Genomic DNA, 13,936 nt, shown 5'->3' with positions numbered 1-13,936 from the left:
CAATCAGCGCGTCACGGCAAGAGCGTCGCCGCTTTGGAACTGCTTGCCTTCACCTGGGCGCACCTGCAGCATCGCAAACACACCGACGGCGGCCGCGATGGCAGTCGCGACAAACATCGACGAATAGCCATAGCGGGCCGACAAGACGCCTGCCAAGGTCGGCGCCACGACAGCACCGATGTTTGCGATGAAGTGCATGATTCCGCTAAAGGTACCCACCTTGGATGGGGCAGTGTCGATGACCACGGCCCAATAGACGGAATTGGGCAGCGCGTTCAGTGCGTTGCCGAGGGTCATCAAGCCGATCACCGCCCACGCACTTTGTGCTTGCGACACAAACACAAAGCACACCGCGGTCAGAAGCAGGGACGTCGCAGCAAACCAGCTCCTTGCGACCACCAGCCTGCCCGTGCGCTTCATCAGCCAATCCGAGATCTTGCCACCCAGCACCACCGTCACGCACGCACCGACCCAAGGGATCATGCCAACGTACCAGAGCGATGACAGGGTAAAGTTGAACTGGTCATGCAGGTATTTCGGCGTCCAGGTCAACAGCATGAAGTTGACATAGATGAACGAAAAGTATCCGATCGAGTTGCAGACCAGCGTACGGCTTCGGAAGAACGTCCACCACGGCAGATTTGCTCCCGCAGCATTGCTGCTCGCTTGTTGCCGCCCCGCCTTGATCAGTGCAAGTTCCGCCGCACCAACCTTGGGATGTTCATCTGGCTGGTTGGTATAGACGCGTGAGAACAAGACAATAAGCACAAGGCCGACAACGCCGAGCACGACATACATGACTCGCCAGCTGTCAGTGAGCAGGAGTAGACCCACCGCGACGGGGGCCGTCAGCAGTGCCCCCAACGGCGTGCTCAGCAGGCCAATCGACACCGCAAAGCCGCGTTCGCTCGGCGCCGCCCAGGCCGCCATCGTCTTGTTGATAATCGAGTAGGCAGGCCCCTCTGCAAAGCCAAACAGCACGCGCACTGTCGCGAAGCCTGTCAGCGCCGAGCCGCCAAACATCGCGATCCCGATGTCTCCCGCCCAAACCATGGCGATGGCAAACAGTGACCAGGCGGTGCCAGCGATTACCCACACGCGCTTTGCCCCCAGTTTGTCGGCCAGGGCCCCGCCCATGAGAGCACCGAACATGTAGCCGTATCCGAAGTAGCCAAGCACTGCGCCCCAGCCTGCGCGATCGAAGCCGTACTCGCCAATGATCTGGCCAGCCGAATACGCGATGGCACCACGATCGATGTAGTTAATGAGAGCGATGACGACGATCAAGCTGAAGATCGCGAATCGGTAGCGCCCGGGCTGTACTCCCTGGTGTTCCATGTGAGTCTCCGTTGGTTGTTGTTGGCTGTTGTGGCCTGCAGCGATGTTCTAGCGGTCCGAACCGCTGCTACTGTACATTATATATAATGCATAGTGTTTACTTTCAATGTTCCGGAGCATCCTATGACTCTTGCACTACCCTATGTGGCGGTTGGATCCCTTGGCGGCACCATCAGCATGACGCCCTCGGCGACTTCGGGCGGCGTTGTCCCCACGCTTGACGCAGCGCAACTGACGGCCTCCATCCCTGGACTCAATGCCGTTGCCGAGATTGGCGCCGCTTCCATTTTGCGACTCCCAAGTGCCTCCTTATCCACCTCCGATGTACTGCAGAGTCTTGCGTGGGCAGAGGAACAGGTTCGCGACGGCGCAACGGGCGTGGTGTTGACGCAAGGCACCGATACGATTGAAGAAACCGCCTTCCTGCTGGACCTGTACTGGAGTCACGCACAGCCATTGATCGTGACGGGTGCGATGCGCACACCGCTCTCCGCGGGGGCCGACGGTCCGGCAAACTTGCTGGCGGCCGTCCAGGTCGCCGTCTCTCCAGATAGCCGGGGTCGCGGGGTGCTGGTCGTCATGAACGACACCATCCACGCTGCAAGATTCGTCGCCAAAGGGGATGCCCTGTCTGTTCAGGCATTTGTGTCGCCGGACTTCGGTCCCCTCGGCCGCGTCATCGAGGGTTCGCCGACCTACTGTGGTGCCCCGCTACACCGCACCGTCCTTGCGAGGCCGAGTACCCCATTGCCCAGGATCGCCCTGGTCACTGCCCTCCTCGGTGATGATGGTGAGCTCGCCAGCGCCGCCATCCACGCGGGATACCAGGGCGTCGTCGTCGCGGGATTTGGCGCGGGCCACGTGTCTGCGGCGTTCGCAAGACGCATTGAAAGTCTCACGCGGCAAGTCCCCGTCGTGGTTGCCAGTCGCACGGGAGGGGGCTGTACGGCCACAGCAACCTATGGATTCGAAGGCTCCGAGATTGACCTGGCCAAACGGGGCGCCCTGCTTGCCGGATGGCTGTCACCACTCAAGGCACGACTGGCTCTGGCGGCCCTGCTAGGCGCGAATACAGCCGCATCCGACCTGGCAGCCGGGTTGGCCGAGTGGGGTAAACTCCGCGGCAATGCCGAACACTGACACCTCCACTTGAAAACCCTCACTGAGCCCAAGCCCAAAGCCCCAACGCGGCGCCCGCTGACTGCGTTCCAGTACGCAGTTCAGGCGCTGCGTACCGAAATCTTGCAGGGGCGCCTAAAGGCAGGCGAGCGCCTCCGCCAGGAGGAACTCGCACAGCGGTTGGAGATGAGCACCACTCCCGTGCGGGAAGCGCTACGCATTCTTGTGTCGGAGGGGCTTGTTTTTTTCGATGCGCACCGCGGAGCGGTCGTGCGAGGCCTGACGCTGGAGGACGTCCAGGAGATCTATCGGCTTCGGAAGGTGCTCGAGCCGTTGATGGTAGAGCAGGCCATCAAGAGCAATTCCGCCGAGGACCTTGCGGTAGCCGAGCAGATTCATCAGCAGATGCTTGTGACTGAAGACATCACCCGCTGGACCGAACTCAATCTCGAGTTCCATGCTGCGCTCTGGGCGTCTCAGGAATCTACGCGGCTTGCTCAGCTCGTCAAAACGCTGCGAGACGCTTCTGCCCCGTATGTTTCGCTCTCGCTCTACTTCCGGCCCTCGCACATCGCGCCGTCCAATACGGAACACAGTGACATGCTTGAGCTCTACCGGCAGCGTGATATCAAGCGAGCGACGACGCAGACGATTGAACATCTGGACGGGACGCTCAGGATCATTGTTGATGCGATCGCTGATGCGCAGAAGGATGCCATTTCGGAGTAATGGAGGCGCTTGAAGGCCTCCTGCCTGACGACGCCACGCGACGCACCTTGGATTATCCCAGTGGCGCCCAATTTCCTCGTCGGGCCAGGGACCAGATTTCACCCCCTCTTCGATGCGACTCAGGTCCTTTCGACAGATTGACGTATAGGGGACGTTCTCTGAGTCCACATATGTTGCGCCCAGCCCCGTGGTGTTGACGTGATTTAGCCATGTCAGCACCATTCTTCCATCTTTTCCCAAGGGAGGAATTCTGACGGGGTTGAGCCATTCACCGGTAAGTAATCGCTGGGCGACGATGACGTTCAGCGCGGGGCCATTGCCTACCTTCCGGAGTATCCAACCCACGCCACCGTCATATTCGAATACCAGGACGGGCTTTCGACCCAACGTAACGTTGCGGCTGCTGTTGCGATAGTTGAGCCAAAACGAGAACGCAGAAAAGACTAACGCAGCAATGGACAAAACCAACGATGCAATGTCTTTGGCTTGAAACATAGCAATCGTCGGTCACGTGGGTGGCTTGGTACGCTTTATCAAAGCCATCGAGGCGAGAATCGCTTCAGCAAAGTCATAACCTCCGATACGACCATGCACGGCGTGCGTGCTGCCCTACTTTGAGGTCGAACCAGACCACAGCCCTCCCCCCACGCTCTAAGGAATAGCGCCTCTACGCGGTAGGTCGGCGAGCAATTCTCCCCTGATTTGAAACCCTTATCTCGATAACCAAAGGGATCTGCAATTCGAGTGCGTTCAGGGAAAGCACCAGTATGTCTGCATACACATATAGATAGTATACCAACCGTTTGTACACATTCTATATAGACAAGTAATGCAGGGAGGCACCAATGGCTTTGAGACGGATTTTTCTATCTGCTGCAGGAGCGTGCACCTGCGCAGGTCCAGCTGCAGCGCAGTCAGTCAGCATTGCCGGCTTGATGGATGTCGGCGTGCGCTACACGTCGGGGCCGAGCAAATCCTGGGCGATGAACCGCGGCAACAACAATCGGCTGATCTTCTCGGGTATCGAAGATTTGGGTAACGGCCTGGCTGCTACCTTCGCGCTAGAAATGCGCTTCGAGCCCGATACCGGAACGCTGGAGAGCAACAACAATGCGCCGCTCTTCGGCGGTGAATCGCGGGTAGGCCTACGCGGAGAATTCGGACATTTCCGCCTCGGCCGCGGACTGACCGCCGTACAGCAACCGAACGTGACCTATGACCCGTGGCTCAACACCACTGTGGCAGCGCTACAGCCGTTACTGACCGCCTTCTACAACTCAGAAGACGCCTCGGTCAATACGACGGGCGTGGGAACAGCCGTACCAGGACAGGTATCCCGCTGGCGAAACGCGGTTTTCTATGACACCCCCAGTTTTGGAGGCCTGATCGGGCGGGTCAGTGTACAGGCGAAAGAGGATAACCCCGGCTCTCGAAGCTATCCCATCAGTATCTCGCTTAACTACAGCGAGGGCCCCCTTTCGCTCATGGGTGGCTATGAAGTCAATAACCTCAACACGAAATACAGCCAAGTCGCCGCAGCCTACGTCCTAGAAGGCATCACATTGCTCGGCTCTTTCGCCATCAATGATCCTGAGGGTCCGGCACGCCTGACTGGCTACGGTGGCGGCGCGCGCATTCCGGTGTGGAGCGCAACAACCATCCGGCTTGGCTATGCCGCCACTCGCAGCAACCTGCCTGGCGTGACGACGGCCACGCGCTACGGCGTAGGCCTGCAGTACGGACTCAGCAAACGCACCTACCTCTACACCGACGCGGCACGTAACAAGACGCTCCAGAACGTCGCCTCGACGATGGTGGATGTAGGTATCTCGCATCGCTTCTGACCTTCGCACAGGAGGCTACATCCATGATCGACCATCACGTGAAAACCGCCACCCGCCGCGCGTTTTCCATATTCGTCTACGCTCTACTCTGGCTCGGCAACGCGAGCGCCCAGGACGAGACACAACTTCAGCGTGGCCGCTATTTAATGAACGCTGTCATTGCCTGCGGTAATTGTCACACCACGCTGGACAAGAACAATAATCCGCTGCCTGGCATGGAACTGGCGGGACGCAACCGAAAGCTTCCGGAGGGCACCTATTGGACCAACCCCAACCTGACTCCACACGCCGAAACGGGCATCGGAAAATGGACCGACAAACAGATTGCCGACCTGGTGCGATATGGAAAGCGTCCGGACGGAACGCTAGTGACCTCGCGGATGCCCATCGACGTGTTCCGGAAGATATCGGACAACGACCTCAACGCGCTGATCATCTACATGCGCTCGATTCCGGCGGTCAACAATCCCGTCCCACGCACCAACTCTCGCCTTGATCCGCCCCCACCTAAGGGCGGCTATGGCCCCAGGATCTCCGTACCCGATGTACCCCGGACGAACAAGATTCTTTATGGCCGCTACCTTGCGACAGTAGCTCACTGCATGGAGTGCCATACACCGGGCGAAGGTGCCAAGAAGGACTATGCCAATCGGCTCGGGGCAGGTGGCGCGGAGTTCGTACGCTGGCAAACCGGCGAAGTCTACAACGTGTCGCGCAACATTACCCCCGACCCTATCAGCGGTATCGGCAACTGGAGCGATCAGGAAATCAAGGATGCTATTACCAAGGGAATTCGCAAGGGTGGTGGACAGCTCAGGTTCCCGATGGCGTTCTCCTACTACCAGAACATGAAACCGGAGGACGTTGACGCTATTGTCGCGTACTTGCGTTCGCTGCCTCCCAAAAAGGGTTTCGGCGCACGCGAGTAACACAGCGCCCTGTGCGGCACGCTTGAAACTGGCGACTCACAGCATGCCCGCCACCCCTGAGTCCGCCCCCTTTTTTCTTCAATGCCACTGCTCCACGTCGCTTCGCCGACGGGCGGGTCTCTTTTGAAACGCAAATCTTCTTACCGATCGCGATAACCAAACGCAATCTTCCCTTTAGTCCGGTTCGGCATCAATATTACGTGTACTAACGGTTGGTACGCCACCATATTTCAACCACACTGTTAGCAAGAAGCCCGAGACAGTCGGGTCTACAAATAGGAGGAGACGTGAACAAAGCAAACTTGGCCTTGCTGCTGGCGGGAGGAGCACTTGGCATATGTGACGCGGCGCAGGCCCAATCGTCGTCGGTAACACTATATGGACTGCTATCCGTTGGCATCGGATACGCGAGTAACGAGGGAGGGCACTCCTCTGTCAAGATGCTGCCAGGCACTATGCAGAACAATCGATGGGGCATTCGAGGCGTTGAGGACCTGGGAAGCGGGAACAAGGCGCTATTTGTACTCGAAAGCGGCTTCGCCGTTGACGACGGCAGGTCCCAGCAAGGTGGAAGGCTGTTCGGCAGGCAAGCGTATGTAGGACTGGGAAACGATCAGTACGGTTCTGTGACGCTTGGCCGCCAGTATGACGCCATCTACGACACGCTTGACATCATGTCGGCGCCGGTCGCCGCCTCTGGGCTTGCTACGCACATCGGCGACAACGACAATGTATTTGGTAGCTACCGTCACAACAATACTGTCAAATACGTGACGCCAAACTGGGGCGGCTTCCGCGGTGAAGCCACCTATTCACTGTCCGACATCGCAGGGGCGGCAAACAACCGCTCGTTCAGCATCGGCGGAATCTACGAAAGTGGGTCGTTGCGTGTGGCATCGGCGTACCTGCAACTCGACAACCCGGGATTGGCTGGGAGCAACAACCCCAATGGCGCAGTGACTGACGACTATGCGGGTGCGCCGTTCGTGCTGTTCCACTCCAGCCCGCTCAATCCGGCGGTCGGTGTTGGCAAGCAGCGCGTTGCGGGACTTGGAGCCGGCTACAGCATTGGCGCCACTCGCATTAACGGCATGTACACCTATGTCAAGTACGACTACAAAGACAACACTGGGCTTCGCCTCAACAACTTCGATCTGAACGCTACCTACAATCTGACCCCCTCACTAGTACTCGGCGCGGGTTATGTGTTCACAAACGGGTCGTACAGCGGATTCTCGAGCAGTCCAAAGTGGCACATGGGACAGCTGAGCATTGATTATTTCTTCTCGAAGCGCACTGACATCTATCTCTTCGGCGTGTACCAGAAAGCTCAGGGCGCCAAGGCAGATATCTACCTTTTGGCACCTTCCAGCAACCAACATCAAACGCTTGTCGTAACAGGTATTCGACACAAGTTCTGATCCGGGTTCCACCTGGCCGGAACGTCCGCGACTCCGGCCAGAGACGCATTCAACCGAGCGTATGATGTCAACATCGCGCGCAGCAACTTTGCCGGCTCCGTCAGAGGACGATCCATCGTATAGACGAGGGAAATCTGATGCTCAGGCAACGAAACGTCCAGATCGAGGGCTCGGAGAATCTCCCCCCCCACCCAATGCGAAACCACTGCGCGCGGCAGCATCGTCAGTCGATCCGATTCGCGCACCGCCGCCACTGCATCTAGCAGCGAGTTGACGACCATAAGCGAGCGGGGTGCTGGCAGGGAAGGCAGGTCAAACCATTGCTTCCATTGGGAAGCCCCTCCTTCGAATCCATTTTCTCCGGCCAGACGTACCCAATCGCACTCTGTGAGCGACGCAGCCGAACTGACCTCGGCCATGGGATGCTGTTGCCGGCAAACTACCGCTGAGGCACTCTTGTAGAGAGATAGAGTGGTAAGGCCAGCCACGGCAGCCCCCTCCGGTACGCCGGTCACAGCAAGCTCAACCCGGCCGTTTCGCAAGGCGCGCAGAATTTCAACCGAAGGGCCACTAACTACCACCAACTCCGTCTTCGGGTATCTTTGCTGAAAATCTCGAAGTACCTTACCTGCCATGGTGAGAGATGGGTCGAGGGAGACCCCGACGTGGACCTCATCATGCCCTTCCGCCGTCATTTGGCGTAGTGCTCGGTCTGCGCGTTCGAATTCCCGTAGCACCGCGTGTGCGTGCTGTAACGCGCGCTCTCCGTGTGTCGTGAGTGCGATCCCGTGCGGACGTCGCTCAAACAGACTCACGCCGTACTCACGCTCCAGGCGCTGAAGGCTTAGCGTTAGCCCGGCCTGGGACGCGTTACGCGCCCGCGCCGCAGCGCGTATGCTGCCGCACTGCGCAATGGAGACGAAGTCCTGTAACTGTTGTAGTTTCATTTCCGTACTCCCGAGCATGGCGCTATCCAAGTCGCACTTGAACAGCGCCAGTCACGATTTTCTAGATAACAAATCGCTCCATCGTTTCGGGGGCGAACAACATCTCAGGGGTCAGCCCAGCTGGAGACAATCCTTGCTCGTGGTGATACCGCAGAAACGTCTCCAGCACGTGGCGGTTCGCAGCGAAGCCGTAAGGCCACCAGTCACGGCCTAGTTCCCTTTCCGTCTCTTCGACGTGAGCGGTCAGCCATGGGAGCATCGTTTTCAGCGCGGCTGTCTGATGGAGATCCTCGTATGCCTTCCGCTGAGCTTGGGAAAATGCCTTGTATAGCGATTGCGCAACCCAGCGATTTGCCTCGTATACTTCGCGGCGAATCACTAACGTGTGCATGATCGGAAAGATGCGAGTCCTACGGAAGTAGTCGACCTCCACCTCTTGATATCGCTCGAATAGACGACGCACGTCCTGCGGTCGGGTATGAAACGTCGATGGCGTTCGAGCCGTATACAGCGCATCGATCTCCCCGTCGGCAAGCATCTGGGAGAGTGTTTGCTCGGGACCGATAGCGGTGACCCTGAAGCGCTCGGGGAGCGCGAGCTTGAGTTTTTCCTCCCGGCCCGGTTGCTCTTCCCCACCCGTCCAATGCTCGACACTGTCCGGCGCCACACCGTACTCGTCCGCAAGAATTCCCCGAATCCAGACCGGCGCCGTCATCTGATACTCCGGTACGCCAATGCGCTTGCCGATCAAGTCGGACGGCTCCCGAATCCCACTGACGGCCGACACGAAAATGCAAGAATGCCGAAAGAATCTCGACGGGAATACCGGTATCGCCACAAACGGCGGATTCTTCCGTGTGAGCGAGACCACGTAGGAAGACAACGACATTTCCGCAACATCGAACTCGCGATGCCTCAGCATACGGAAGAACGTCTCCTCCACTGGCTGGGCCAGGAAATTCAGGTCGACACCATCGACGGCAATGTCATTGGACATAAGGGCCGAAACCCGATCGTAATCCCAGCAGCCCAACGTAATGGGAAGTTTGCTCATGATTCTTGTGTACCTTCTTGTTTAAGTAGCCTACAAATCGTTGGTTGACTTCAAATATCCGTACCAATAGTCAGTACAATGTGGCTATTCGATGTCAGCCCAGCTCGAAACAGGAACTACTGCCATGTCTCTTGAAGTCTTCTACTCCCGCGCGGGTCATTTGATTCGGCGCCTCAATCAGATCTCGGTTGCCCTCTTCCTGGAGGAGACAGCAGGCAATGACCTGACTCCACGTCAGTACGCCGCGCTGAAGATGATTGAAGAAGTGCCGAACATCGATCAGATGACGCTGTCGAGCATGATCGCGATGGACAAGACCACAATGGTCAAAGTCATCGACAGACTGATGGAGAAAGGCCTCGTCACGCGCACGCGCTCGCCAGAGGACCGCCGCATCAACTTGCTCAACGTGACGCCCGAGAGCCAAGAGATCCTTGCAGAAATTGAACGCCAGCTTGACCGAAGCGAGGCGCGCATACTTGCGCCTCTGAGCAAGAGCGAACAGCGTGCGTTCATGGAGATGTTGTCCAGGCTGGTCAGCGTCAACAACGCCTACTCTCGTGCTCCGCTCGACCCTTCGCGCATGGACGATTTGGCTGTGCAGGGACGAATCGGACGCAAGTCGCCGGTATCGGACTCGCCGGCCCAACCCCGCAAAGGAAAGTCGGCCAGCGATGCAGTCGCGGAGCCGAAGCCCCGCAGACGGACACAGCGTCGCGTGGTGAAGGAGGAGCAGGATTAAGGTTTTCACGCGCGACAGAACGACAGTTCAGCAATCAAAAAACACTGTTTCCTTGTCGCCCTGCAAAACCACGTCCCACGCTAGATTTCCATCATCCACACGGGTTGCAATGAGAGTCCTCCTGCGAGCCTCCGGCACCCTGGCCAGAATCGGGTCGAGGGCATTACCGGGTTCGCCAGGAAAGTACATGCGGGTAACCAGTTGACGCAGGATTCCGCGCATGAAAATGGCAACCGCAAGATGAGGCGCTTGCCACTGACCGTCGGGCCCTTGGACTCTGCCAGGCTTGATGGTCCGGAAGCGAAATTGCCCGTTTGTGTCAGTCGCTACCCGCCCCCATCCTCGAAAACCAGCCAGAGGCTCAAGACCGCCCTCTGCATGGGCATAGCGCCCCTTGGCGTTGGCCTGCCAGATTTCCAGCATGGCATCGTTGACTGGCAGTCCATCGCCGTCTAGCAGGCGGCCTGCGATAACCACGCGCTCGCCATCAGCCCCCGGTGCAAAATCGTCACTAGCGAGCCACGTCAAGCCAATATGCAGGTACGGACCCGCAGTCTGTGACGTCGTTGTATGAAGACTCATATTCATTCTCCAGAAAGGAACTGCGGCGCAGCTATCGGTTTTCCCATGGGGTCTGCTCTCGCCCACGGAGGACGATGTCAAATCGATATCCCAACGCGAACTCCGGCACGGTGGTTTCCCAGTCCAATTGGCTGACCAAGCGGCGACGAGCCTTCTCGTCGGGCACACAGAGATACATTGGGTCGTACTCAAGCAACGGATCCCCGGGGAAGTACATCTGCGTGACAAGCCGCGTGGCGAACGCGGGCCCAAACACCGAGAAGTGAATGTGCGCGGGCCGCCAGCCGTTGTAGTGGTTGCGCCACGGGTACTCGCCAGGACGGATCGTCAGGAACCGATAGTGCCCGTTGGCGTCGGTCAACGTGCGGCCGCACCCGGTGAAGTTCGGATCGAGCGGGGCATCGTGCTGATCTACCCGATGCGGGTAGCGCCCTGCGGCATTCGCTTGCCAGATTTCCACAAGGGTATGGGGAACCGCTTTCCCGTTCTCATCCAATACCCGTCCGCTCACGATGATGCGCTCGCCAATGGGTGCGCCACTATGCTGAGCGGTAAGATCGTTGTCGTTCTCGCCAATATCCTGGTGGCCGAATACTGGACCGGTAATTTCGGAAAGCGTATGCGGCAGCCAGACCAGCGGTTGCTTTGGAGAACGCTTCTGAGTAGCCACGTAACGCGGAAACAGATAGTCAGGCTGGGTACCCGTTGTGGGCCGGCGGTAGCCAGGTAACTCAATCATGTCGATGTATCCTTGAATTTGATGAAGAGTGCCGACTGGTGAATTAGGTGTTCTCAGCGGACGAGCGAAGCGTGTCTGCATCAAATCCGGCGACTCGCTTGTAGCGCTCTTGCCATTCGCGCAACTCGTCCTGTGAGATGATGTCCTCGATGCGCTCGAATGGCTTGCCCCCCGAACGTTCATCCACCACTAGCAGAATCGCGTCGGGAGCGATTTCCCGATTGGCAAGAACTACGTCACCGGTCGCCTTGAGTCGCTTTTGTTCGTATTGCTGGAGAGCGCTTCGCGGATCGTCCTCAGAAGCCAGCAGCGCCGCAAGAACGGTGGCATCGATAATTGCCTGTGCTGCACCATTTGACCCCCGCGGCATCATTGGATGCGCCGCGTCGCCTAGAAGCGTGACAAGCCCAACCGTCCAATACTCCAAGGGATCTTGGTCGACCATTGGATACTCATAGACGGCGTCGGCCGCGCGAAGCATTTCTGGAACATCGAGCCAGTCGAAATGGCAGTCTTCGAATAGATGGATAAAATCTTCTACCCGTCCCTTTCGATTCCAGTCCCGCTCATCCTCCTCCGGCTTCGCATACTCGATGACCCAATTGATGAGCTGAGTCCCCTGTCCATCGATGTTGTCGCGAATGGGGTACGTGATGAGTTTCCCGGTGCGATAGGTTCCGACATACGCCATGCTCGCTCCAGACATGAACGGTTTTGCACGCGTCACTCCGCGCCACTGGGTCGAGCCTTGGTAGCGCGGCTTTGCCTCGGCCGGATGAAACTGCTTCCGAATAGCAGAATGAACACCGTCGCAGGCCACAACAGTCTGGGCGCGAGTAGGCGGCAACAACTGACCGGTGGCCGAGTCGGTCAGATGTACCGTCACACCGCTTTCGTCCTGCTCAACTCCCGTGCAACGCTGCCCCAAGTGGATAGCATTTTTTCCCAAGCGTTCGTGGACCGCATCAAGTAGCGTCATTTGCAAATCGCCACGATGAATCGAGACCTGCGGCCACGCATAGCCAGCGAACTTGCCGCGCGGCTCGCGGTGGACGAGCTGGCCATGACTTGTGAAGAAGCTGTACTCCCGTGTCTCACGACCTTTGGCAAGAAGCTCTTCCTCGAGACCGAGTCCCGCCAGCTCTTTCATGGCGTGCGGCAAGAGATTCAGGCCCACGCCAAGCGGCCTGATTTCGGACACACTTTCGTAGATCCGGCATGGAATGCCGACCCGGTGCAATGCCAGCGCGAATGTCAGGCCGCCAATGCCGGCGCCAATAATGACAACTTCCTTATTTGGTTGCGTGGAATTACCCGTCTGATGGACCATGAATTTCTCCTCTGAGGTTGAATTAGGGCGAGCGCCGGCCTGCCAGCCGGGCATCGCGTCAATTGAAACTGCTTGAAAGGGGCAGGCCGCGCAATCGCCGCCTGCAGGTCAGCGCTACGTCATGGGTCCGTCAGATGCGGTTGACGGTGGGAGCGATCCCGATGCATGACGTGTCTTAGTCGATGTGGGCGCCTGACTGTTGCACGACTTTCCCAAGCCGGGTCGTCTCGTCTCTCATCATCGATGCGAACTCGTCAGGTGTGCTGTTCATCATCTTCGCCCCAAGCTCTCCCATTTTTGCGGCTACTTCCGGATTACGTGTGACCTTGCTGAGTTCCGCGTTAAGCCTCGCAATCACGGCTTTCGGAGTACCAGTCGGTGCGACGATTCCAAACCAGGCGTTCAGAACAAAGTTGGGATACCCAAGCTCAATCATCGTAGGAACATTGGGTAACAGCGGGGACCTCTGAGTATCTGCAATAGCAAGGGCACGGACGCGCCCTTCTCGTACGAGCGGCAGGGAATCAACGATTCCGTTAAAGAAGAAGTCGAAGCGACCGGCAACGGTGTCAGCGACGGCCTGTGAGGAGCCCTTATAGGGAACATGGGTGGCCTCTACCTTCGTGCGTGAGCGGAACATCTCGGACAGAAGATGTCCGCCGGTGCCAACACCCATTGATGCATAGACGAGTCCACCGGGCTTTGCATGTCCCAAGCTCACCAGTTCAGCCGGCGTCTTCGCCGGGCTGCTGTTTGGCACGATCAATACGTGCGTGAACGAGAACAACGGTGCGACCGGGACAAAATCCTTAACCGGGTCATAGCTTAGCCTCGTATAAAGCGAGCTATTGATGGCGTGAGAACCTACGCTCGCGAGGTACAGCGTGTATCCATCGGGGCGCGCATTCTTTACTGCACTGGCGCCGATCTGACCAGCGCCTCCGGGACGGTTGTCCACCAGCACTGGCTGCCCCAGACCTTCGGCCAGTTTCTCCGCAATTCGTCTGGCACCGACATCCGCCGCGCCGCCGGCAGTAAATGGAACAATGATTGTGATGGGCTTGGACGGGAAGTCTTCCGCATGGGCTCCAGCTGACAGAATGCCGTACGCGCATGCGACCCATGCGAAGCAGAGCGCTCGGCGCCAGTTTATGTGGGGCAT

13 protein-coding genes are annotated in these 13,936 nt (G+C 58.2%); 6 read left to right on the top strand and 7 right to left on the bottom strand.

The window, feature by feature from the left end; translation table 11 throughout:
- Positions 1–3: 3 nt before the first annotated feature.
- Entirely contained in the window at positions 4–1,338 is a 1,335-nt protein-coding gene (locus tag AC24R4_RS00440) for an MFS transporter (protein WP_487521903.1), read from the bottom strand.
- Positions 1,339–1,461: 123 nt separating this feature from the next.
- Between AC24R4_RS00440 and AC24R4_RS00435 the strand changes: the two genes are divergently transcribed.
- The 5 genes from AC24R4_RS00435 (at position 1,462) to AC24R4_RS00415 (ending at position 7,380) form a co-directional block, all read left to right on the top strand.
- Complete coding sequence (locus AC24R4_RS00435; protein WP_487521902.1) at positions 1,462–2,478, top strand: asparaginase; 1,017 nt, start codon at positions 1,462–1,464, stop codon at positions 2,476–2,478.
- 9 nt (positions 2,479–2,487) lie between these two features.
- A complete protein-coding gene (locus tag AC24R4_RS00430; protein ID WP_487521901.1) occupies positions 2,488–3,186 on the top strand; it encodes a GntR family transcriptional regulator in 699 nt (232 codons plus the stop codon).
- 845 nt (positions 3,187–4,031) lie between these two features.
- Positions 4,032–5,030: a porin gene (locus AC24R4_RS00425; RefSeq protein WP_487521900.1), complete on the top strand. Its 999-nt coding sequence runs from the start codon at positions 4,032–4,034 to the stop codon at positions 5,028–5,030.
- 23 nt (positions 5,031–5,053) lie between these two features.
- Complete coding sequence (locus tag AC24R4_RS00420; protein WP_487521899.1) at positions 5,054–5,959, top strand: c-type cytochrome; 906 nt, start codon at positions 5,054–5,056, stop codon at positions 5,957–5,959.
- Between the two features lie 287 nt (positions 5,960–6,246).
- Complete coding sequence (locus AC24R4_RS00415) at positions 6,247–7,380, top strand: porin (protein WP_487521898.1); 1,134 nt, start codon at positions 6,247–6,249, stop codon at positions 7,378–7,380.
- On the opposite strand, the gene AC24R4_RS00410 is transcribed toward AC24R4_RS00415, so the two are convergent.
- On the bottom strand, positions 7,341–8,327 hold the full coding sequence (locus AC24R4_RS00410) for a LysR family transcriptional regulator (protein WP_487521897.1): 987 nt from the start codon (positions 8,325–8,327) through the stop codon (positions 7,341–7,343). The two genes, AC24R4_RS00415 and AC24R4_RS00410, sit on opposite strands and share 40 nt — an antisense overlap.
- A gap of 61 nt (positions 8,328–8,388) precedes the next feature.
- On the bottom strand, positions 8,389–9,381 hold the full coding sequence (locus AC24R4_RS00405) for a substrate-binding domain-containing protein (protein WP_487521896.1): 993 nt from the start codon (positions 9,379–9,381) through the stop codon (positions 8,389–8,391).
- A 124-nt stretch (positions 9,382–9,505) separates the two neighbouring features.
- On the opposite strand from AC24R4_RS00405, the gene AC24R4_RS00400 reads away from it, so the two are divergent.
- Positions 9,506–10,123, top strand: coding sequence for a MarR family winged helix-turn-helix transcriptional regulator (locus AC24R4_RS00400; protein WP_487521895.1), 618 nt, complete (start codon positions 9,506–9,508; stop codon positions 10,121–10,123).
- A gap of 27 nt (positions 10,124–10,150) precedes the next feature.
- On the opposite strand, the gene pcaG is transcribed toward AC24R4_RS00400, so the two are convergent.
- From pcaG to AC24R4_RS00380, 4 genes are all read right to left on the bottom strand, one after another.
- Positions 10,151–10,705 (bottom strand): protocatechuate 3,4-dioxygenase subunit alpha, encoded by a 555-nt coding sequence (gene pcaG / locus AC24R4_RS00395; protein ID WP_487521894.1) that lies wholly within the window; start codon positions 10,703–10,705, stop codon positions 10,151–10,153.
- A gap of 31 nt (positions 10,706–10,736) precedes the next feature.
- The gene (gene pcaH / locus AC24R4_RS00390) at positions 10,737–11,444 is read right to left on the bottom strand and encodes a protocatechuate 3,4-dioxygenase subunit beta (RefSeq protein WP_487521893.1); all 708 of its coding nucleotides are present in this window, start codon (positions 11,442–11,444) and stop codon (positions 10,737–10,739) included.
- Positions 11,445–11,487: 43 nt separating this feature from the next.
- A complete protein-coding gene (locus tag AC24R4_RS00385) occupies positions 11,488–12,774 on the bottom strand; it encodes a flavin-dependent oxidoreductase (protein ID WP_487521892.1) in 1,287 nt (428 codons plus the stop codon).
- Positions 12,775–12,949: 175 nt separating this feature from the next.
- Positions 12,950–13,936 carry a Bug family tripartite tricarboxylate transporter substrate binding protein gene (locus AC24R4_RS00380; RefSeq protein WP_487521891.1) on the bottom strand — a complete coding sequence of 329 codons (987 nt, stop codon included), beginning with the start codon at positions 13,934–13,936 and terminating at the stop codon, positions 12,950–12,952.

Source organism: Cupriavidus sp. CER-90, assembly GCF_057652055.1.
This window is presented reverse-complemented; position numbering and strand designations above follow the sequence as displayed.